Source organism: Dehalococcoidia bacterium (assembly GCA_003597995.1).
Taxonomy (GTDB): domain Bacteria; phylum Chloroflexota; class Dehalococcoidia; order Dehalococcoidales; family UBA1222; genus SURF-27.
On the sequence record QZJY01000050.1, the window covers coordinates 1 to 20,857 of the forward strand.

General features: G+C 53.4%; 20 protein-coding genes and 1 pseudogene. 3 read left to right on the forward strand and 18 right to left on the reverse strand.

The features are described 5' to 3' along the window. Nucleotides 1-329 precede the first annotated feature (329 nt). A complete protein-coding gene (locus C4542_06395; protein ID RJO61349.1) occupies nucleotides 330-782 on the forward strand; it encodes a flavodoxin family protein in 453 nt (150 codons plus the stop codon). A gap of 37 nt (nucleotides 783-819) precedes the next feature. Here C4542_06395 and recO read toward each other — a convergent pair whose 3' ends face one another. From recO to C4542_06440, 9 genes are all read right to left on the reverse strand, one after another. Next, complete coding sequence (recO, locus tag C4542_06400) at nucleotides 820-1,677, reverse strand: DNA repair protein RecO (GenBank protein ID RJO61350.1); 858 nt, start codon at nucleotides 1,675-1,677, stop codon at nucleotides 820-822. A gap of 156 nt (nucleotides 1,678-1,833) precedes the next feature. Continuing rightward, complete coding sequence (locus C4542_06405; GenBank protein RJO61351.1) at nucleotides 1,834-2,925, reverse strand: magnesium transporter CorA; 1,092 nt, start codon at nucleotides 2,923-2,925, stop codon at nucleotides 1,834-1,836. Nucleotides 2,926-3,253: 328 nt separating this feature from the next. Continuing rightward, entirely contained in the window at nucleotides 3,254-4,312 is a 1,059-nt protein-coding gene (gene corA, locus C4542_06410) for a magnesium and cobalt transport protein CorA (GenBank protein ID RJO61352.1), read from the reverse strand. A gap of 111 nt (nucleotides 4,313-4,423) precedes the next feature. Continuing rightward, nucleotides 4,424-5,038: a recombination protein RecR gene (recR, locus tag C4542_06415; GenBank protein ID RJO61353.1), complete on the reverse strand. Its 615-nt coding sequence runs from the start codon at nucleotides 5,036-5,038 to the stop codon at nucleotides 4,424-4,426. Between the two features lie 128 nt (nucleotides 5,039-5,166). Next, the gene (locus C4542_06420) at nucleotides 5,167-5,472 is read right to left on the reverse strand and encodes a YbaB/EbfC family nucleoid-associated protein (protein ID RJO61354.1); all 306 of its coding nucleotides are present in this window, start codon (nucleotides 5,470-5,472) and stop codon (nucleotides 5,167-5,169) included. Continuing rightward, entirely contained in the window at nucleotides 5,469-7,118 is a 1,650-nt protein-coding gene (gene dnaX, locus C4542_06425; protein RJO61355.1) for a DNA polymerase III subunit gamma/tau, read from the reverse strand. Before dnaX ends, C4542_06420 begins: the two co-directional genes overlap by 4 nt. 233 nt (nucleotides 7,119-7,351) lie before the next feature. Continuing rightward, a complete protein-coding gene (locus tag C4542_06430; protein ID RJO61356.1) occupies nucleotides 7,352-8,242 on the reverse strand; it encodes a hypothetical protein in 891 nt (296 codons plus the stop codon). Nucleotides 8,243-8,343: 101 nt separating this feature from the next. Then, the gene (locus C4542_06435) at nucleotides 8,344-8,904 is read right to left on the reverse strand and encodes a ferredoxin-like protein (GenBank protein RJO61357.1); all 561 of its coding nucleotides are present in this window, start codon (nucleotides 8,902-8,904) and stop codon (nucleotides 8,344-8,346) included. 217 nt (nucleotides 8,905-9,121) lie between these two features. Further along, nucleotides 9,122-10,285 (reverse strand): cell division protein FtsZ, encoded by a 1,164-nt coding sequence (locus tag C4542_06440; GenBank protein ID RJO61358.1) that lies wholly within the window; start codon nucleotides 10,283-10,285, stop codon nucleotides 9,122-9,124. A gap of 452 nt (nucleotides 10,286-10,737) precedes the next feature. Here C4542_06440 and C4542_06445 point away from each other — a divergent pair, with 452 nt between their 5' ends. Next, nucleotides 10,738-11,208, forward strand: a complete 471-nt coding sequence (locus tag C4542_06445) for a hypothetical protein (GenBank protein ID RJO61359.1) — start codon at nucleotides 10,738-10,740, stop codon at nucleotides 11,206-11,208. A gap of 98 nt (nucleotides 11,209-11,306) precedes the next feature. Here the strand turns inward: C4542_06445 and gap are convergent, their stop codons facing one another. The 8 genes from gap to C4542_06485 all read right to left on the reverse strand — a co-directional run bounded on the left by gap (nucleotide 11,307) and on the right by C4542_06485 (nucleotide 19,522). Then, nucleotides 11,307-12,320: a type I glyceraldehyde-3-phosphate dehydrogenase gene (gene gap / locus C4542_06450; GenBank protein RJO61360.1), complete on the reverse strand. Its 1,014-nt coding sequence runs from the start codon at nucleotides 12,318-12,320 to the stop codon at nucleotides 11,307-11,309. Then, on the reverse strand, nucleotides 12,305-13,381 hold the full coding sequence (locus C4542_06455) for a 2-hydroxyglutaryl-CoA dehydratase (GenBank protein RJO61361.1): 1,077 nt from the start codon (nucleotides 13,379-13,381) through the stop codon (nucleotides 12,305-12,307). Before C4542_06455 ends, gap begins: the two co-directional genes overlap by 16 nt. 32 nt (nucleotides 13,382-13,413) lie before the next feature. Beyond that, on the reverse strand, nucleotides 13,414-14,787 hold the full coding sequence (locus tag C4542_06460) for a glycosaminoglycan attachment protein (protein RJO61362.1): 1,374 nt from the start codon (nucleotides 14,785-14,787) through the stop codon (nucleotides 13,414-13,416). Nucleotides 14,788-14,842: 55 nt separating this feature from the next. Beyond that, the gene (gene tcmP, locus C4542_06465) at nucleotides 14,843-15,658 is read right to left on the reverse strand and encodes a three-Cys-motif partner protein TcmP (protein RJO61363.1); all 816 of its coding nucleotides are present in this window, start codon (nucleotides 15,656-15,658) and stop codon (nucleotides 14,843-14,845) included. A 160-nt stretch (nucleotides 15,659-15,818) separates the two neighbouring features. After that, nucleotides 15,819-17,105, reverse strand: a complete 1,287-nt coding sequence (locus tag C4542_06470; protein ID RJO61364.1) for a phosphopyruvate hydratase — start codon at nucleotides 17,103-17,105, stop codon at nucleotides 15,819-15,821. Next, on the reverse strand, nucleotides 17,105-17,587 hold the full coding sequence (locus C4542_06475; protein RJO61365.1) for a TIGR00725 family protein: 483 nt from the start codon (nucleotides 17,585-17,587) through the stop codon (nucleotides 17,105-17,107). The genes C4542_06470 and C4542_06475 overlap by 1 nt, the downstream gene beginning before the upstream one ends. A gap of 199 nt (nucleotides 17,588-17,786) precedes the next feature. Then, nucleotides 17,787-18,695 (reverse strand): DMT family transporter, encoded by a 909-nt coding sequence (locus tag C4542_06480; GenBank protein ID RJO61366.1) that lies wholly within the window; start codon nucleotides 18,693-18,695, stop codon nucleotides 17,787-17,789. Between the two features lie 185 nt (nucleotides 18,696-18,880). Beyond that, nucleotides 18,881-19,522, reverse strand: coding sequence for an aminoacyl-tRNA hydrolase (locus tag C4542_06485; protein ID RJO61367.1), 642 nt, complete (start codon nucleotides 19,520-19,522; stop codon nucleotides 18,881-18,883). Nucleotides 19,523-19,958: 436 nt separating this feature from the next. Between C4542_06485 and C4542_06490 the strand changes: the two genes are divergently transcribed. Further along, a complete protein-coding gene (locus tag C4542_06490; GenBank protein ID RJO61368.1) occupies nucleotides 19,959-20,531 on the forward strand; it encodes a DUF4382 domain-containing protein in 573 nt (190 codons plus the stop codon). Between the two features lie 68 nt (nucleotides 20,532-20,599). Here C4542_06490 and C4542_06495 read toward each other — a convergent pair. Further along, a pseudogene (locus C4542_06495) lies at nucleotides 20,600-20,701 on the reverse strand (aminoacyl-tRNA hydrolase). Nucleotides 20,702-20,857 lie beyond the last annotated feature (156 nt).

The following is a 20,857-nucleotide window of genomic DNA, read 5'->3' on the forward strand; positions in this document are numbered from 1 at the left end:
ATAGCCGCTCCGGTAATAACTTTCTACATAGATTTGCTTCATCCGGACTCCCCATCTTCACCTCCCAGAGAGTCCAATATGTTTCTGAACTTTTGCAGGAATCGCATAAGAGAATGAGAGGACAAATCCTAAATTCTAATATCTAAATACTAAATAATACCAAAGTTCGAAATTCAAAAATTTTGACATTCGGTCATTTGGATTTGTTTAGGATTTCGGATTTAGTGCTTCGGGTTTTGTTTTGAGAAAGGGGTACTCCTTGAGACTCGGGCATTTTTAGATTACATTGTTAAGCGAGTAAAAAAGAGGATTGAAAAGGAGGATTGAAAATGAAGGTTTTGCTCGTGTTCGATTCGGTCCAGGGGAACACCGAAAAAATCGCACGTGCTATCGCCGCCGCCCTTGCACCAGCCGAGGTAAAAGTTGTTCGCCCGGGTGAGGTCGGACCGCAGGATTTAAAATCCATCGACTTGCTCGTAGTCGGCTCGCCCACCATGGGCGGCAGGCCGACGCGGCCCATGCAGGCATTTCTGTCCGGAATCCCGGCCGGTTCTCTCAATGGTATCAACGTGACGGCTTTTGATACAAGGATACCGGCCACCTGGGTGAAAATATTCGGTTTTGCTGCCGGGAAGATAGCCCGCAGTCTCACCGGCAAGGGCGGCAAGCTTCTCGCTCCTCCCGCCGGATTCTTTGTCCTTGGCAGCAACGGGCCCTTGAAGGAAGGCGAACTGGAAAGAGCCGGCGTCTGGATAAAAGGAATACAGTCTGGCAAAAAGTAAGGGTAAAATAATTGTAGGGGCGAGTTATGACTCGCCCCTACGCCGAAGGTCCCTGCTTCAGGCTGTCTAGCCAGGCAGCCGACTTGACGTCTTTTTCCAGCAGATGTCGTATGTAGATGCGCATCAACCGCTCCACCTCGGCCAGTGCTCCTCGATCTATGGGCGTGACGCTGACGCTCTCCCAGTCGCCGCCCTGGATAAAGCGCATCACCCCCAGCCCGTCCCACGAGAGGGCATATCCGTAGTGTTTCCCCAGTCTCTGGCAGGAGGGGCATAACACGCCACCGGCTGAAGGCGCGAAGGCATTGGTTACGGATTCTAGAGTTTGGCGGCACAGCACGCATTTTTCCAGCTCGGGTCGGTAGCCTACCCGCCTGAGCAGGTGCAGCTCGAAATGGCGCAGCAGCAGGTCCCTGTCCGATGCCTGCGGGAGTTCTTCCAGCGTTCTCAGCAGCAGATCGAAAAGCTGCGGGTCCTCGGTCTCAGGCGGGGTGAACTGGTTGACCATTTCCGCCATATACAAAGCGTAAGAGAGCAGGTCGAGGTCATTCTTTATTTCCAGGAAGGCATTGAGAGTCTGGCTGCCGATGATAGTGTCGATGTTCCTGCCGCGCGCCAGTGTCACCTGCGAGTAGCTCAACATTTCCAGGTGACCGGAGAGCTTGCTTTTAGGCTTGCGCACGGCCTTGGCCACTCCCTGGATTTTGCCCAGCCCGGGGGTATAAAGGGTTAGTATGCGGTCGGCTTCGCCCAGCTTGGTCTTTTTAATGACGATGGCTGGCGTTTGGTAGGTTCGCGGTTTGGTCATAAATGTATTCTGAGAGATTTTCTCTCCACAGTATATCATTGAGTCTCGACACGAGCCACCGTATGTAAAGGTGGGTTTTAAACCCATCCTCCGATTGCTCTATAGCGCCGCGTTGTCAGCGTTGGCCCGAGATTTCAGGCGGAGGATGATTTCTTTATATTCAGCAGAAACCATGATTTTTAACCTCGGTTTGGATTAACCGAACGGAGGCAACAACGTCATGAGCGTTTTCAGTGGGCGACGTTAGTCGTCGGCTCTATCAGCTCTCTTGGGCATCCAGCCGAATTTCCTGACCCACCAGAAAGAGGCGGCAGTGGCTATTATTGTGGAAGCTACCAGCAGCGTGATGTACCAGCCCCTGTCGTCGGGATTCATGGCAAAAGCGGAGTTACCCAGAACCGTGGCTAGAGTGTTAGGTACCAGTAGGGCAGTGCCTATGATGGTCAGGTAGGTTACCACCATGGCCAGCTTGTTATTGAGTATCTGCAGCTGGTTGTTGTAGATGGATTGCAGCACTTCGAGGCCCGAAGCCAGTACTTCCGAAAGGTGTTCCGCCAGGCCTATCTGGCGGTTGACGTCTTCGGCCAGCACGCCTATCCTGTCCAGCAGCTTGGTGTCGTCGGTTATCAGGTCGGCATCGGCGTAGCGCAGGTTGCGGATGACCTCCACGCTTTCCCAGAGCGCATCCAGGTAAATGATAAGAGCGTGTTTCATGTTGTATATCTGCGGCCCCAGCATCTCGCGCGGGGTTTTGGGGTCCATGAGCTGTTTGTTAAGCTCGTCGCCGCTCTCTTCTATCTGGCGCAGGTGCTCGAAGTTACGGTCGTTGTTGCTGTCTATCAGCCTTATCAGCAGCGTCGTCATACGGTCTTCGGCGCTGATGCCGGGCGGCAGTTTTTTGAGCACGGTGTCGGCGTAGCGACGCAGCCGGGCCCAGCGGCGGTCGACTTCCATCGGGTGCACGGTCATGATGAGGTTCTTTTTCAGGAAGACCAGCGTCACGTGCGCCTTGACGTCCAGTGTCGCGCCTCCGCTAATCTGGACGGAGGGCAATTTTATACCCATCTCTGTTTTGAAATCTTCATACAGGTTGCGGTAGCCGGTCATCAGCGCGGTAATGAGCTGGTCGCTAAAGCCGATTTCCATGGCCAGTTTATAGTCGTTGTCAAAATCCGGGGTGCGCAGGTCTACCCAGGCGATGGTGGCCGTTTTCAGGATGTCCTTAATGCTCTCCGAAGATTCAACGTCGGTTGTATTGAGGCTGCCATCGCTTTGCAGAGCGCGGCAGAACCAGTGTCTTATGTTGCACACCTCACCCGTCTTTACGTCCAGCATGGTATGACTTCCTATCTAGTATTTGATTGGGAGCGTCAACTACAAAGTATCAAAAGTTATCCGCCCGAAAGAGGCGGATGAACGCTAAAACTTGTGTAATAGTAGTCTGACAAACGGCTGTTGTCAATAGGTTTTTAGGTCATTGGCTTTTTTTATTTTGACCACATAAAAAAGAACAGGAAGAAGGATTAAGTCTATTAAGGAAACTCGACTGTCTGAACGGAGGTTCGCGTTTCGGGGGATGAGTGAATACCGATGAGGTCGGCTAGCTGCAATGCTTTAATACCATCTTTGGATTGCCGGATTGTTTAGATATCACAGTCCCGATTTAGAACCATTTCTTGCGTTTGAAATAGGCTACCATTGACAGGGCAACGAACGCCATGAAGACTAGCAATGCCGGATATGCCCACGTCAAGTCCAGTTCAGGCATATGCGCGAAGTTCATGCCATAAACACCAACGATGAAGGTCAGCGGGATGAATATGGAAGAAAGGATGGTAAGCACCTTCACTATCTCGTTGAGGCGGTTGCTCACGCTGGACAGGTATACATCAACAAGAGTTGTTATCATCTCGCGGTAATTCTCGATGGTGTCTATCACCTGAATAGCATGGTCGTAAATATCCCGCAGGTAAATTCGGGTGCTGTCCTTGATGACGGGGTTTTCGCCATGCTCCAGTGTGTTAGCCACTTCACGCAGCGGCCAGACTGCCTTGCGCAGGACGAGCATCTCCCTCTTCAAACGGTATATGGCAGGCAGTGTTTCTCTGGAGGGGGCGGTGATCAATTCTTCCTCAATGTCTTCGATGTTTTCGCCCGCCTTTTCAAGGATAATGAAGTAGTTATCCACGATGGCGTCCATCAGCGAATACGCCAGGTAATCGGCTCCTTCTTTGCGGATGTGACCCTTGTTTTTGCGTATCCTCTCGCGCAGGCCGTCCCACACGTCGCCCACGTCTTCCTGGAAAGACAGGACGAAATTGCTTCCCAGCACCAGGCTCACCTGCTCGTTCTTGATTTCCTGGCGTTTTACATCGTAGTCCAGCATGCGCAGAACGATAAAAATGTACGAGCCGAAGTCCTCTATCTTGGGACGCTGCTCTGTATTGACGATGTCTTCCTGGATAAGCGGATGCAGCCCGAAATGGTTGCCGATTTTCTCAATGGTGGAGGTGTCGTGCAGGCCATCTATATTTATCCAGGTGACACTCCGGCTGTCGCGGAAGGGGAATGTATCCTCGATATTATCGATAGTTTTTTCCTGGAACTGCGTCTCCGTATAGTCGATGAGGCTGATGCGCGTGGCCTCAGCATGTTCCCGGCCTATGTGTACCAGCGTCCCGGGGGGCAGGCCGGCTTTTTTCGAGCGTTTTGTTTCGCGCATGGCGTGTAACCCCTCAATACAATGTTACTGTACCGGTCTGGCGCGCCGTATAATCCTGCTGATGAACTAGTATGCTTCCGTTTGCCGGCAGATCATTTGCCAGTCTTTCGCTTAAAACTCCTGGCGTCCCTCGATAGCGCGGCTGAGGGTGACGTCGTCGGCGTATTCCAGTTCGGTGCCGAAGGGCAGCCCTCGTGCCAATCTAGTGACTCTCAAGCCCAGCGGCGCGATGAGACGTTTGAGGTACATGGCGGTGGTCTCGCCTTCCACGGTGGGGTTGGTACCGATGATGACCTCGGTTATGCCGCCGGCCGAAAGTCGCGCCATCAGTTCCTTGACGCGGATGTCCCCTCCACCCACTCCCTCGGTGGGCGAGATGGCCCCGTGCAGCACGTGGTAATGCCCCTTGTAGATGCTCATGTGCTCCAGCGCCAGTATGTCCTGCGGCTGCTCCACGATGAGTATCTGGGCCGGGTCGCGCTGCGGGTTGCGGCAGATTGGGCAGACCTCGCTGTCGGCTATGTTAAAGCAGGAAGAGCAGAGCTGCGTCTTCTGCTTGAGCGACAGCAAGGCGTCGGCCAGCGCCTGCGTCTGCTCGTTTGAGGCGCGCAGAAGGTGATAGGTAAGGCGCTGGGCGCTCTTGGGGCCGATGCCGGGCAGCTTGCCCAGTTCCTGTATCAGGCGGTTGACCGCGTCCGCTGCCTGCGGGATGGTTTTTTCCACCATTTACTCCGTTTTAAAATTTACTTGTCGTTGCGAGTCCTGATATTATCGGGACGTGGCAATCCCGTTCCTAAATTTCTGCATACAGGTCTCTTATTTCATTCGCTCGCAAAGACACTTCAGATACGGGGTCAGGTAAGGCCGGGTATCTTGAGCCCGCCGGTTATCTGGTTTAGCTCCTTGGCGGCCATATCCTGTGCGGCGTCGAGGGCGTCATTGACGGCCTTGAACACCAGCTTCTCCAGGTCACCAGCTTTCTTGGGGTCGATGGCTTCGGGTGCGATTTTAAGCGATATTATGCGCAGATGGCCGCTCGCCACCACTTTCACGGCGCCTTTGCCGGCCTCAACCTCGACGGTCTTCTTGGCCAGCTCTTTCTGAGCTTTTTCCAGCTTGCTGCGCATTTCCAGCGCCTGTTTCATCATTCCCAGGTTCATTTTTCCTCCACCTCAATTATCTGAGCGCCCAGTTTCTGGGCTTCGCGTACCAGGTGATTCTCTTCGGGTTCGTAAACGCACTTTATCTGGCAGGGGCGCCCGAGGAACTGGCCTATGAGCCCTGCCACTATCTTTTTATTCTCCAGTTCCTCTATCTTCTCGCGGTGATAGGGGTATTTGAAAGACAGCACAACCGTGTCGCCCTCGATGGCGATGGGCTTGATACCGGCGCTTCTCAGCATGGCCACCGCCGCCGAGCGCCTGACGGCGTCCGGCACCTGCTGGATGATGAGCGCCCAGTTGTTCTTGAGCTGCGCAAGCTCGCTGCCCGCCCCCTGCAAAGCCGAGACTTTCACAGGGTCTTTCGGTGGCTCGACAGGACGGGTAATCGGTCTAGCAGCAACCGGATGCGGAGTTGAGCTTGCCGTCGGGACGGGTTTCGGAGTCGCCGCCGGAGGTGTTGTATTTAAGGCGGCTCGGGGAGCGGGATGAGCAGGCGCGGGCGTACTGGGTCTGGCTGTCCTGACTGGCTCGGCCTCTGCTGCGCGCGCGGGTTTCTCTATTACAGGCTCAATGCAGGCATCAACAAGGGCCAGTTCGAGGGGCAGCGTGCTGTCGTTGTCCAGCGCTCCCTCAATCTGTCCGAAAAGCTTGACCGCGCGCAATATCTGTTCCAGCGAAGCCTTTTCGGCCAGCGTTTTAAGCTCGGCCATCTCCTCTTTGGTCAGACCTGAATCCTTGTCCAGGCCGCTTTTGAGTAGCAGCAGTTCGCGCAGGTAGCTCACCACCTCGCGGTCTATCTGCTTGAGGTCCAGGCCGTCTTCCGCCGCCCGTCCAATAGCTTTCAGCCCCGCGCCGATGTCTTTTTGCGTGATATATTTCACCAGCTCGCGGGCGCGTTCGTTGCCGGCCATGCCCAGCATTTCCTGCACCTGAACGAGCGAAACCTCGGCCCCGTAATAGGTGTATATCTGTTCCAGCAGGTTTTCGGCGTCGCGCAGCCCGCCACGCGCGCTTTTAGCCACCAGCCGCAGGGCCTCGGGCGCGATATTGATGCCTTCCGCCTGCGTGATGCGCGAGAGCTTTTCCTCGGTATCCTTCTGGCTCAGACGGTGGAAGTCGAAGCGCTGGCAGCGCGACACGATAGTCGGCAGCACCTTGTGCGTCTCGGTGGTGGCCAGTATGAATATCACTTTGGGCGGGGGCTCTTCGAGTGTCTTGAGGAGGGCGTTGGAAGCACTGCCCGAGAGCATGTGGACCTCGTCTATAATATAGACCTTGTATTTGGCCTGCGCCGGGGCGTAGTTCACGCGCTCGATAAGCTCGCGCACGTCGTCCACGCCGGTATGGCTGGCGGCGTCTATCTCGATGATATCGAGGGCGCGCCCCTCTGTAATAGACTTGCACATGACGCACTTGTTGCAGGGTTCGCCCTTGCCGCCCGTCGAGGTCTTGACGCAGTTGACGGCCTTGGCCAGTATACGCCCGGTGCTGGTCTTGCCTGTGCCGCGCGGGCCGCAGAAGAGGTAGGCGTGCGACACGTGCCCGCCGGAGAGGGCGTTAAGCAGTGTGCGGGTAACGTGCTCCTGGCCGACCACTTCAGCCAGTGTTTGAGGGCGCCATTTGCGGTAAAAAACTTGAGCCATGTGTGGACTATTATACCCTAACGCGCGGGATTTTTCCCACAGAGAGGAAATCGAATCACGATGGAGAAAGCGCCGTTCAAGTGAACGAAACGACTCGGTGTGCCTAAAAATGGCATGCTGAGAAAATGGGTGATGATTCGTTTTTCGTGCCGTGGCTTGACCTAAAGAGAAATATTGGATGTCTGCCATTTCGTGCAATATGCTTCTGCATATTAATTAAATGATGTTTGAAACTACGTGCTGTCCGTCCAGCCACAAGCTTCGCACAAATTCACGTAAGCGTCTAAATCAACCCGGAAGTCCGCGATAACTCTATAAGAGGCGCATTTCGGGCACCTATCAGGAGTTCCTTTTTCATGTCGAGCGATAGCAATCCCAAATGTTGACAATAGAGTTTGAACGGCAGCAACAGCCATCACAGCATCAAACCAAACAGCACTAGCTGAATGGGTAAGTCCGTTGGTTAGTTGCCACGTTGATTTAGACATAGCTTTAAGATAAGCGCGGATTTCTTCCGCACTGCTACCATGTGCTATGGTGTCCGCGATTAGACCTGCCCATTGGACAACGTCGGACGCTTTAGGTTCCTCTTGTCCCTCTGGAACCATCTCGGGCGAACTGACCTCTCGCACAAATGCGATTAGGCATTCTCTGCATAACATACCCACCGCCTGAAATTCTTCAGCTTCGTCGGCCTTTTCTAGTGCATCCGCAGCTTGTTCCCACCGCCTCCATGCTGATTCGCTTAGGCTGCGTTCGTGCTGAGGGGCTTTGCGAGCTTCCCCTGCCATCACTCTCGTAGTGACGCCGATATGAAATGAAAAAGTATAGTCCAAGCTTGGGAAAAGCTTCTGCGAATAAAGATTAGTTGGGTTGGTAATTACCCAATATCGGTCTTTGTCAGTCCTTACATCCCACGCGTCAAGCCTTCTATTTAGGACGTTCTCACTAGCCATTTTCTCAAGATGGGTTACCGTTTCTCCTCTGGCTTCCAACTCAACATATTCTCGAATGTAACGCTCCTCATGTTCAGGCTGTTTCAGAACTGCCTTCTTGAGCGTCGAGTCGGATACAGGGCCAGGAATCACATGGGAAAATTTAGAACTCTTCTTCGGTGTGTTCAATATCTTAGCTCCTTGTGGGCTTCGTACTCCATCTTCCCCATTCCCAAACGAATGAACATCGGGGAAAATGTATGATGGTGAGCCATGGCATCCAGAAAACTTTAAATTTTATATTCCAGCTTTTCGCACTGTTCCAGACTCTCTTTAAACTGCTCCACGATGGTCTTATCCCTCGTCAGCGCCTTGCCTATGCCATAGTCTTTGCTCAAGCGCAGAGGCACGCAGCAGCAGCGGCAGCAGTTGCACAAGGCATAAAAGTCCTGCCTGCACTTCACGATAGTGTGCAGCAGCCCGCGCTCGTGGCAGTCCCTGATAATGTCTTTGGCTTCCTGCTTGCTCACCTCGCGGAATTCTTTACCGTGGTCGGCGGCAAACTCGTGGTTGAGGGCTATCATTAACTCCGCGTTAAGCGGATGGTCGCAATTGTGAAAGGTCTCGCGGCAGGTGCAGGGGCCCAGCGCCAGCCCGCTTGAGGAATCTACGATGGCATAAGCCTCGTTTAAGTTGAGGGCATACGCCGATGTCATATTGCTGCCCCACAGGTTGGCTGCGCGCCGCACCGGCCCGCCGATAACGGGAATGCGCGTCCATCTGCCAAAGAATATGTATGCCCGGAGCACGAACGGGCGGTTGCGGTTGTAGAGCTTAAGCGCGTGGTGCATGTTATAGATTATTATACGGCATTACCCATCGTCGTTGCGAGCGAGTGTAACGAGCGAAGCAATCTCATGATTAGCTGACGGAGTTTATATCATTTGAAAGAGAAATGCCAGGCGATTGCTTCGTCCTCCGCCTCCAGGCGGACTCTTCGCAAAGGCAATAAAAAGTAAGGGCGACCGGCCGGTCGCCCTTACAAGGCTCGATAGATCCAGAACTGAATTAGAATACCGTCGGGATGTCTTTTCCGGCGTTGTCGATATTTTGAAGCTTGGCTTTGACCTCTTCCAGCCGCAGCTTCATGATGGGCACCAGCGCGGTGGACTTGTTGTAGTAGTTGCGCACTATTTCCACGTCGCTCAGGTCTGACATAACGAGGGTGATGTCCAGCTTCTTGCCTATTGGATAATCGCCATTCCTGATGACGGCATTGGGCGCCAGGTCTTTGAGCCAGTCGCCCAGGTCTTTCACCAGGTCCATGTTGATTTCTTTAACTGGAGCGGAAACGAGATACATGGCGCGCCCGGCGTCTTTGGGGGACACCTTGCTGGAAAGCTCTGCGATGGCGGCGTCCATGGCCTGGATGCCCTTGTGCGTCTCGGCGCTCTTGTCCCTGAAGTGAGTGCTGCCGGTCCTGAAACCGCCCACTTTGGCGGTGCCGTGGCCGATGACTGTCCAGCCTTTGAGTGTCTGGATAATATCGCCGGCATCCAGCGTCTTGCCGCCCACGCGGCTGGCCTTCTTCTCCTCGCCGGCGCACAGCAGGTCATAAAACGGCTCGACCATGAAGGAGTTAATCAGGTCGAGGTTGTATTGCAGCGAATAACCTTTCTTCACATAACGCTGGTTATCCACCAGGATGACGGCATCCGCCACCGAGTATACGCTCTTGAGACAGACGGCGGAGTTGTAGATGGTGCGCTCCTCGTTCTCCTGCTCGTGCTCGAAAGGCAGGATTACCATAGCGTACACTGGTTTATCGGCATAGCGTTCTTTGACGTGCTGCGTAATGATGGGCAGAGAGCCCGAACCCGTGCCGCCCCCGGCGCTGGCGACCAACAGGAAGGCGTCGGCCTCGTAGAAATGTTTGGTGGAGCGCAGGGCATCCACCACCTTATCCGCGTCCTCGCGGGCGACTTCCGCCCCTACCTCATTGATTTTGCCCACGCCGTGCCCGCCGGTCTTGCGGCCTCCTATGAGGATGCGGTGCTGATAATCGCTCTTGATGGTGCGCAGGCCGGAAAGGTCGGCGGCATCCGTATTGACCGCGAAAATACCGGGGCATATCTCGGCGCCGCGAGTGCTCATAGCCATCCTGTTCAGGCGGGCGAACTCATCCGCAATGCGGCTGCCGCACTGTCCCAGGCCGATAACAACTAACTTCATCTTCTACCTCCACGCAGATTAGACAAACTGGATAATTCTAGCTTTTAGGGAAGAGGGGTGTCAAACGGACGGCGATAGCTGTCAGCTATTAGCTTTCAGCTATTAGCTTTGAGCATTTAGCGAATGGCTTTTAGTGGTCAGGTAATTTGGCCTGTGCCCCATTCCCTTGAATATTCCCCTTATGTGAACATTTATTTTTTTCGGTTTGGGTCACGGCTTCATTGTGAGTAATCGTGAAAACAATCTTTCGGCGCCGGTATATAATTTGAAGTCTTCAGTGTCAAAATCGGCATAGGTATCTCCGAGGTTCGAGATGTATCGGGAGAAGCCCTTGTTCTTTAACTTTAATGCTTACGCTAGTTGACGACCTGTTGCGGGTGGATGCCTGATGGGGTAAGATAGCTCCGACGGCTTTAGCCGATGTAAAGACAGGACGGAAAAGGAGGCAAAATATGGGTCTTTTCAGCAAGGGAAAAGCCAGCATCACCATTCCCAAGACCAATTTCTACCCGGGAGAGGTAATCCAGGGTGCGGTTAACCTGATGGTAGACAAACCTACACTAGCCGATGAGTTCCACATCTCGCTGATCGGCGAAAAGCAGGTCACCGTGAGGCGCCGAACCTCCAAAGGCGACTACGTCAATGAGACGGAAACGACGCGCATCTACGATTTCAAGCAGACGCTCGACGGCGCGCGGGAATACGCAGGGCCAACGCAGTACGGATTCAGCATCCAGATCCCGCAGGATATACTGGCCGTGCTGCAGCCGCAGACTACTCAGGCTGGGGGGTTCTTCGGTTTCGTTCAGACTGCTGCCAATGCCATGGGCAACGCGCCGCGCTACAGCTGGTACCTGCAGGCAACGCTGAATATTCCCAAGAGCCTGGATATCAATAAAAAAGCGGACATAACCATCGGCTAGTTGCGGACTGTAATCCTCGCGCAGCGTCATGAAAAACAGGGGGTGGAGACTTAACTCCACCCCCCTTATCTTGCCGATAACCGCGAATTGTTCCGGCGTTACACGCCCTTTTGCGCCACGAATGCGGTCAGGTCGCCCAGGCGGCAGGAGTAACCCCATTCGTTGTCGTACCAGGCCAGCAACTTGACCATATTGCCGCCGATAACCAGGGTGGACAGAGCATCGAAGCTTGAGCTGAAATGGCTGCCCTTGAAGTCGGCGGATACCAGCTCCTCGGTGCAGTATTCCAGTATGCCGCGCATGGGCCCCTCTGCCGCAGCCTTGAAGGCTTTATTCACCTCTTCGACGGTGACGTTCTGGCCGACCTCGGCCACCAGGTCCACCAGCGAGACGGTGGCGGTGGGCACGCGGAAGGCGATGCCGTGCATCTTGCCCTCGAGCTCCGGCAGCACGCGCCCGATGGCATAAGCCGCGCCTGTGGAGGTGGGTACGATATTTTCGCAGGCGGCGCGCGCGCGCCTGAGGTCCTTATGCGCCGTGTCCTGTAGTTTCTGGTCGTTGGTGTAGGAGTGAATGGTGCTCATCATGGCCTTCTGGATGCGGAAATTGTCGTTTAAGACTTTAGCCACGGGAGCCAGGCCGTTGGTGGTGCAGGAAGCGTTGGAAATAATGTGGTGCTTTTTTGCGTCGTATTTCTCCTGGTTGACGCCCAGCACGATGGTGATGTCCTCTTTTTTGGCTGGCGCCGAGATGATGACCTTTTTAGCGCCGCCCTTGAGGTGAGCCGCCGCTTTCTCGGCGTCGGTAAACAGCCCGGTAGACTCGATGACGATATCTACACCCATATCGCGCCAGGGTATGGCAGCGGGGTCTTTCTGGGCGAAAACCCTGATTTGGGAACCGTCAATGCTGATGATATTCTCGGCGGCGGAAACCGTGCCGCTGTAGCGCCCGTAGGTGGTATCGTACTTGAAGAGGTGGGCGTTGGTTCTGGTATCGACCAGGTCGTTGATGGCCACCACCTCCACCTTGCCCGCGTGGAACTGTTTGAGCGTCCTGAGTGTAAGGCGCCCGATGCGCCCGAAGCCGTTGATACCTACTCTGGTTGCCATGTTTTCGCCTCCTGATTTTTATTTGGCGGGCAGTCCCTACCGCCCCGTAATGCCTTTTGTTGTTTCATCTGCCCGAGCATGTCTATGAACGCCTCAAGTCTTGTTTTAAGGTGCTGTGTGAGAGCGAAATCGGTGTTGCCCTCGATGGTGAGAATGGGCACCGGCAGGCGCTTGCGGAAAACGATGTCGCCGATGGCGCGGTGGCAGAAAGCCTGCACGTAATGGATGACGCCGTCGATGTGCCGCCTTTCAACCTCGCTTTTGATGTCAAGGATGCGCCCCTCTATGGAATAAGGATAGGTGTAATTGGTGTACTGCTCGGCCAGTGATTTACCCGGTGCGGGCATGGCGAACTGGCGCTGGATTTCATTATATACCACCCGCGCCCCGTTTTGTTCTAAAAAGGGGTATAAATCTTTGCCGTAAACCGATGGGACGCCCACGAAGGCCAGCCGCAGCTCGCCATCAGGATAAGGTTTCCTCTGTTTTGCCTCGGCGACGAGTTTCTGGACATCGGCACGGTATTTATCTGTGTCGCGGTTGAAATCGGAGCTGGAGACCAGCCAGTAGTGGTTCTCCATGCCGCTGACCCTGTTATCATGCCATGTCAGGCGGTCGAGCTCGTGTACGGCGTCGCGGCAAGGCTTGAGCTGCTGCCTGACCACCTCAGCCTCAGCGACGGTCGTTTCCAGCCTGCCGGCCAGCGACTCCAGCGCTATCTGCATTTTATCGATGTTGGGCGCATCGGGATAGGCAAAAGGAATGGTCTTTATGCCGCGCAGCTTGAGCACCTCCATCAGCATAGTGGTGTTGGAGCAGTCGCCAGTGGTGACGCACAGCACTGTATCTATCTTTTGCTCCAGGCATACGCTGTAGATGCCCTTTATCCAAGCGCAGGTGTTGAGCGGAAAACCCGCCCGCTCGGCCAGTCTGACCAGCCGTTCGGGGTTTTCGTCGCTGATGAATATGTTGTTGAGGTCCACCGGCGTGTAGCCTGCGGCCAGCAGCACCTCGATGGGGACGGTGGTGGTTATACCGATGGGCTTATTGGGAGAGCGCATTGCGTCCTATATTTTACTTTTAATGGAGCGGATTAGCAAAGGGTGAACGGGTTCGTCGATTGAGGGAATATTTTTTGCTTCGTCAATAGGATTTCTTTCATTTTGGCAATTAGATGCTCTCGCGCTGAGCTTCGATCTTTCAAACTCGATTCACCTTCAATCCATCGGAAACGACGGTTTTCGTCTTTTCCGAGAATTACGTATGTCCAATCATGATCGGTATTATCAAGTAAAACCGAGCCAAGAAGAGTTTGAACTGTGTCAGAGTACCATTCTTTTTCGACAGCTAGAAAATTGGATTGTGGATTAGTTGGGAATAACTCACTGAATTCTTGTTCAGTGAGTGAAAAAATGGGGGGAGAATCTATGGGCTCGGCACAAACACAAAAAGTTTGTGACATATACGGATAGAAAGGAGGCATGTCGGTTTTCACCAGATTATCTTTTAAATAGCCTTCAGCCGCATTGGGGAAATAATCATGAGGCAAGGGATTAATCGCATTAGGATTGTGAAGGACCATCAATCCTTCACCCCAAGTTTCCTCCACTAATGGTTCGGCTATATTAAATGAAAAAGGCAATGGTTTAACAGCGTTGGGCTTGAAACTGTAACAAAATCCTTTACGTATGAATTCAATATTTCCGCGATGATAACCTGCGTAATATCCCATTCTTTGGAATTTAGCATATGTGCCACTATTGCTGAAGATAATTGCACTGATGTATGTGGTATCGGGTTGTTTGAAAAAATTTGATGGGATAGTTTTGGTATTCCACGCATGTTCTTCAATGGGTGTACTTTTCACAACTAATTGTCCGTTCTCGGACCAGGTAGGGAAATGGTTCAATCCGTATAAATATTGAGACAAGGATGAATCAGAAAATAATAAGGAGCCATCTTCGAAAAACGCTTCGATGGCCAGTACGATTGGTAGATTTTTGCAATGTGGTAATTCCCAATATTTTTTATTGAGTTTCGAATATAATGGACTTCCGAATCTAATTGGGAGTTCATCAGAAAGCCTTTGTTGGAACTCTTTTTCAGAAAGTTCTTCGAATGCTTTTTGCATTACATCGGAGTGAAGTGTGCTGGGGTTAGCGGTGGTGGCTTCTACGGCTACTTTCAAGCCATCTTTTTCAATGACAAAGTCCGGGCGGTCGAATTCACGTTTTACAACAAAACCCGAATTAGAAAAGTATGCAAACAAATATAACTCAAATACCCTAGAGTCGAAACCAGTTGTTTGGAATTGTTCGATGAAATTACCATCAGGGTTCGGGAAACTTTGGAATATTTGAGCCGCCATAATCCTGGCCGGTTCTGCAGAAGGATGAGTTTGCATTTGAATGAAATGTGGGTTTAATTTGTCAGCTGGGACGACGGGTTTGAATAGATTATCGTTCATCACAAATCCCTAATCCCTTATCCTTATCCCTTTTCTTTACATTTCTAAGTGTTTCCTAATGGAACATCTCGCAGGGCAGGTAACGCTCGCGCCCCCAGGTCTCTTTAAGGTCGGCGGCTCGGCTGGTCCTGTCGCTGGCCCATATAACGTGGTAATACGGCGGGTTGGAGAAACGCGCCGGTTCGGCGTCCTCAACGTGCTTGTAGCCCAGCCCCTTGAGGTTTGACTTGAACAGCTCTATCAGTTCTTTCCTTACCTTGTCGAGGTCGAGTTTGTCTTCAAGCCGCTTCTTGCGCACCGCCTGCCAAATCGTGCCGCCGTAGAGCCGGTTGATGGAGTTTTCGCACTCCTTGCGCGTCAGGTTGCGCAACAGCGCCATTTCCAGCGGGAAGAGGATGAGCAGGTCCATCTTGTGTCCCTTCCAGTCCACGCCGTGCTGCGCCAGCTTTTTGATAACCGACCAGCGCAGCGCCGCATAGCCCGGCGGGTCGATGAGCACCAGGCTGGTGGTGGAGCGCGGTATCAGGTCGAACACCTGCCGCATGACAGCCTCGCGCACGCAGTTGCCCGTGATGATGTGCGCGGTGTGCTCACTGTCCAGGGGTTTGATAACCTCGGCCAGAGTCTTGGAGTCGGCCTCGTCTCTGGCGATGAATATGCAGCGAGAAAAGCGGTTCTTTATCTTGAGAACTCTTGGTTCGACGCCTTCGATGCTGGTGCAGGCGGCCTCTTTACAATCGTAACGGCCTGGACCGGCGAAAAGCTCGACATAGCAGCCGCCGTCCTTCGTGCCCGCGGATACCTTCTGTATGAAGTCCGCCAGGCATTCCAGTTTGTGGCAGGTCCATTTGGAAACCTGCGAGGATGACATCCACCCTCCTGCCGAGTTAAATTCTAAATCCTAAGCACCAAATTACAAATAAATTCTAAGCACCAAGCACCAAATTCTAAATAAATTCAAATGCTCAAATTTTCAATTTGAATTTTGAGTTTGGTATTTGTTTAGTATTTAGATATTAGGATTTAGAGTTTTATCCTTTCAGGTTATAGTATGCTTCTTTGCCCGCATATCTGGCCTTTGAGCCTAGCTCGTTCTCTATTCTTAAAAGCCGGTTATATTTGGCGGTGCGCTCGGCTCTGCAGGGCGCGCCCGTTTTTATTTGACCCGTGGAAAGCCCGGCGCACAGGTCGGCAATGGTGACGTCCTCGGTCTCGCCGCTGCGGTGGCTGACAACGGCCGTCCAGCCTGCCTGGCGCGCCATTTCGATAGCGGCGATGGTCTCGGTAAGCGTGCCTATCTGGTTGAGCTTGATGAGGATGGAATTGGAGGCTTTCTGCTCGATGCCCGTCTTGAGGCGCTTGATATTGGTGACGTACAGGTCATCGCCCACAAGCTGCACCTTGTCCCCGACAGCTGCGGTCAGCAATTTCCATCCCTCCCAGTCGTCCTCGGCCATGCCGTCCTCGATGCTGATGATGGGATATTGCTGCGTCCATTTGACATAATAGTCCACCATCTCCTGGCGGCTGAGCCTGACGCCCTCGCGTACCAGTATATACTGCCCGTCCACATAGAACTCGCTGGAGGCGGGGTCGAGGGCGATGAAGCAGTCGATACCCGGTTTGTAGCCGGCCTTTTCCATGGCGGAGATGATGAGGTCGAGGGCTTCTTTATTGGATGAAAGAGACGGCGCGAAGCCCCCCTCGTCGCCCACGTTGGTGTTGAACTTTTTGCTCTTGATGATGGATTTGAGAGCCTGATATATCTCCGCCGCCATGCGCAGGGCTTCAGAAAAGCTCCTGGCTCCGGCGGGTGCTATCATGAACTCCTGGAAATCGGTGGAATCAGAGGCATGCTTGCCGCCGTTGAGAATATTCAACAGGGGAACGGGCAGCAGGTAATTCCCTTTTGCTCCCAGATAGCTGTAAAGGGGTTTATAGGCTGAGGCGGCCGCGGCGTGGGCCACGGCCAGCGATACCCCAAGTATGGCGTTGGCGCCGAGCTTCGATTTATTCTCGGTGCTGTCCAGGTCTATCATTTTGCGGTCGATTTTTTCCTGGTCAGCGGGATTCATTCCCTTAAGCGCGGGTGCGATTATGTTATTGACGTTAGATATGGCTTTGAGTACTCCTAAACTGTTGAAGCGTGATTTATCGCCGTCCCTGAGCTCTACGGCCTCGTATTTGCCGGTGCTGGCCCCCGAAGGCACGGCGGCCTCGCCTGTGGCCCCTGAGGCAAGTTCAACTCTCACGGAAACTGTCGGATTGCCGCGAGAATCCAGGATTTCCCAGGCTTGAATATGCTTGATTTTGTCCATCAGACCTCACCAATAAGTTCTAATGCTTTTTCAACGGCCTCAGCCGGTGTTTCGGCCTCTATGATGGGGCTTTTGTCCTTGCCTTTGCGCGAGATGCCCCAGGTTTCCAGCCCGATGACAGGCAGCCCGCTCTGCAGCGCGTGGCCTATCTCCGAGAGTGTGCCGTAGCTGCCGCCGATGGCTATCACCGCCTGCGCCGACCTGACCACGGCCACGTTGCGCGCGTAGCCGATGCCGGTGACGATGGGTATTTTGACGTATTCGTTGGCGGAGAGGCGGTTGTCTCCGGGGAGTATGCCGATGGTTATGCCGCCCTCCTGGCTGGCGCCTTTGCAGGCCGCTTCCATGACCCCGCCCAGGCCTCCGCATACCAGGACTGCTTTTTCCTTTGCAATCTCGCGCCCGACGAGCTCGGCGGTTTTAAGCTCGGCAGCCGAGGCCTGCGAACCACCTATAACGGCGATGAATTTTTGTTTGGTCATGGCTAAATCCTTGCGGCAATGAGATTATAACACCCGATATGAATGATAGCAAAGGGGCTGACAGTGATTAAGAATTAAATACTAAGCACTAAATTCCAAATACTAAATAAGCACCAATTTCCAAAATTCAAAATGGTTTAGGGTTTTGTTCTTTGGATTTGTTTAGTATTTAGATATTAGTATTTAGAATTTCATTTCGTCAGATGAGCATGACCACCAGCCCGCTCACCACCAGAAGCGTTGCCCCGACCCGCATGAGTATCACCCGGCGGCTCGCGGGTTCCTGCGGCAGGAAGCGGGGAACAAAGCGCCCGGCCAAAGCAGCGAAAGCGAAGATAAAAAGCGGTTTGCTGTTGAATACGGTCGAAACCAGCGCCACCGGCCCCAGCTTGACCGCCCAGAAAGCCAGCACGGTGGCCACCATGGCGACGGCCTGGTTGGCCAGGGCTATTCCGATGGTGAAATTACGCTGCCTGAGAAATGCCAGTTCGCGCAGCACGCTGCGGCGCACGCAGACTAACAAAAACAACACGGACGAGATAAGAAAGATAAGCGTGGCGCTATTCCAGTAGGACATGTATCCCAGGGCGTACTTGTTGGTCACGTTACTGACGGCAACCAGGACGCTGGCCGTCATCAGCATGACAAAAGGCCGCAAGTGGAAGCGCGCCTCGCCGCTCACATCCGTTTTGAACGAAATAAGTACGGCCCCCGTTACCACGGCGGCGATAGCCAGCCACTGCTGCCAGGCGAGTCCTTCATCGAGAAAAAGTACCGCCAGGAAGGCTACGAACACCGGAGATGTGCTGATTAAAGGCGATATGCGGGACACGTGCTCGCTTTTCATGGCCTGCAGGACGAGCACTATGGACAGCGAGCTGGCGCTAGTGGAAGCAAATATGGCCGCCAGGGGCGCGAGGCCCAGTCCGGTGGGTAAGGGAATGGCGATTAACATGACGATGCTCACCGGCAACGAAAAAAGGACGCAAATGAGTATATGAGCCCGCATACCGGGCATGCGCTGCGACATGAAATAGCTGTCTAGCATGTTGACCAGCGCCGAGATTACAGTGCTCGAAAGAGCCAGGAGAACCCAACCTGAAGACACGTCAAATCATTCCTTCCCAAAAATCCCATGCTGGAAGCCCGATGAGGCGGGCTGAAGCATCTGGCGGGGTGGGCTCGCCTCCCCGGATTCTTCGGCCATCCATTATGGCCTCCAGAATGGTTCATCCAATGAGGAGGATGCGCTATCCACGCAGCAGACAAAGAATGACGTGAACTCAGTCGAAGTCACAGGCCAGGATGCTCTACGGGTGCGTCTTTAGATTTCTCCGGTTTGTCTGCTTTCGGCGCGTTGGTCTTGTTGAACCTGTTCATGGCGGTCTCCAGCCCATCGCGGATGAGAGTCATGATGGCCTGGTCCGCCTCTGCAATAACTTTCTTAATAACCTCCGCCTCGTCTCCGCTGAAATCGCCCAGTACGTAACCCACCACGTGTCCTGGCTCCTCCGCTCCGGCGTCCCTGGGGTGCCCCACCCCTACGCGCACGCGCACGAAATCGGCCGTGCCCAGCTCGCGTATGATGGACTCCACCCCGTTATGCCCGGCTGTGCCGCCGCCCCTTCTGATGCGGATAATGCCCAGCCGCAGGTCCATCTCGTCGTGCACCACGATGAGGTCCTCCGGCTTGATGCGGTATTTAATGGTGAGCTTCTTGACCGCCTCGCCCGAAGCGTTCATGAAGGTTTGAGGCCGCGCCAGCACGATTTCCTCGCCGTCGATGCGCCCGTGGGCCGTGCGCGCCAGCCCCTCTTTCTTCTCGAAGCCCCAATCGCGCTCCTTGGCGAAGTGCGAGACGCACATGAAGCCGATGTTGTGGCGGTTGTGCGCGTACTGGTTGCCCGGATTGCCCAGACCAACGATGAGTTTCATTGTGGATAAGGATAATACGAAAGGCGGGGATTAAGCAACATCCCGTACGGGGAAAATGTTGTCTGAACATCAAGGGGAGATCCTGCAAGAGGGGCAGATGACTTCTCGGTCAACCGGCTTGAAATCAATCAGTAGCACACCCACATCATGATTTTCTTATCGGTCATAATGCTCCTGCTCTACTACACTATCGTATACCCATCAATACAACTATAGTGCGCTTTTTGGGTACCACCCTTTAGATTAGTCTATTGGCACTAACATGGGTGTTTGATAACCCCTCGAGAGGTTTGTGGGACCAGGGTGCATGGGACATACTTGATACATCCCAATATTAAATGGGGGTACTACGTCAATTTCATTGAAAGATGAATTCCAGGTCGAGGGAAAGAACGGAAAAGGCAATCGGGCGGACTAAATAAGAAGGGGAACAAAGATGAAGATCTCAAATTTGAGAAAAGGAATATTCATTCTGGGGCTGGTTATTCTAAGCATAACCATCCCTCTATTTGGCGCTTGTGCCAAATCGGAAAAAACCGGCACAATCCAGGTTTATGTTACCGATGCTCCACCCGTCGGCGTAACGGCGGTATTGATTAAAGTCAGCAAGGTCGAGGTTCACAAGTCTGGAGAAGCAGACGATCAATGGGTAACCGTCTTGACGAACCCGCAGGTATTTGACCTTGTTCAGGTTAGCGGTGTTAATCATTTACTCGGCACCTCGGATCTTGCCGCGGGCAATTATACCCAGGTCAGATTAGAAATCGTTGACGTTACGGTAACAATAGCCGGAGTGCAGGTGAAAGCTATTGTTCCCAGCGGCGAACTCAAACTTGTCGGCAATATAGTCATCGAGGCAGGGAAGCAAACCTCTGTGATCCTGGATTTTGATGGAGAAAAATCTGTAGTTCTGGAAGGCCAGGACAAAGTGAGCCTCAAGCCGGTAGTGAAGTTAATTGTAGGTACTCCGGTTGCCCCGCCGGTAACAACCACGGCACCGACGTCGTAGGACGCCTTTTAACGGTCTGTAGAGAAGGGTTGCCAGATATGGCAGCCCTCTTTCTTTTCAAAGCCCCAGCCGCGCTCCTTGGCGAAATGCGAGACGCACATGAAGCCGATGTTGTGACGGTTGTGCGCGTACTGGTTGCCCGGATTGCCCAGGCCGACGATAAGTTTCATGGTGGATTAAGAATAATACGAAAGGTAGGTTTTAAGCAACAGCCATTTTTAATAATGTGTCATTGTCGGGCTTGACCCGACAATCCAGGCCGACCCGAAGGGCAGGGACCCACGTGCTTGCACGTGGGTGAATGTCGCGATGGCGATATAAGGTAG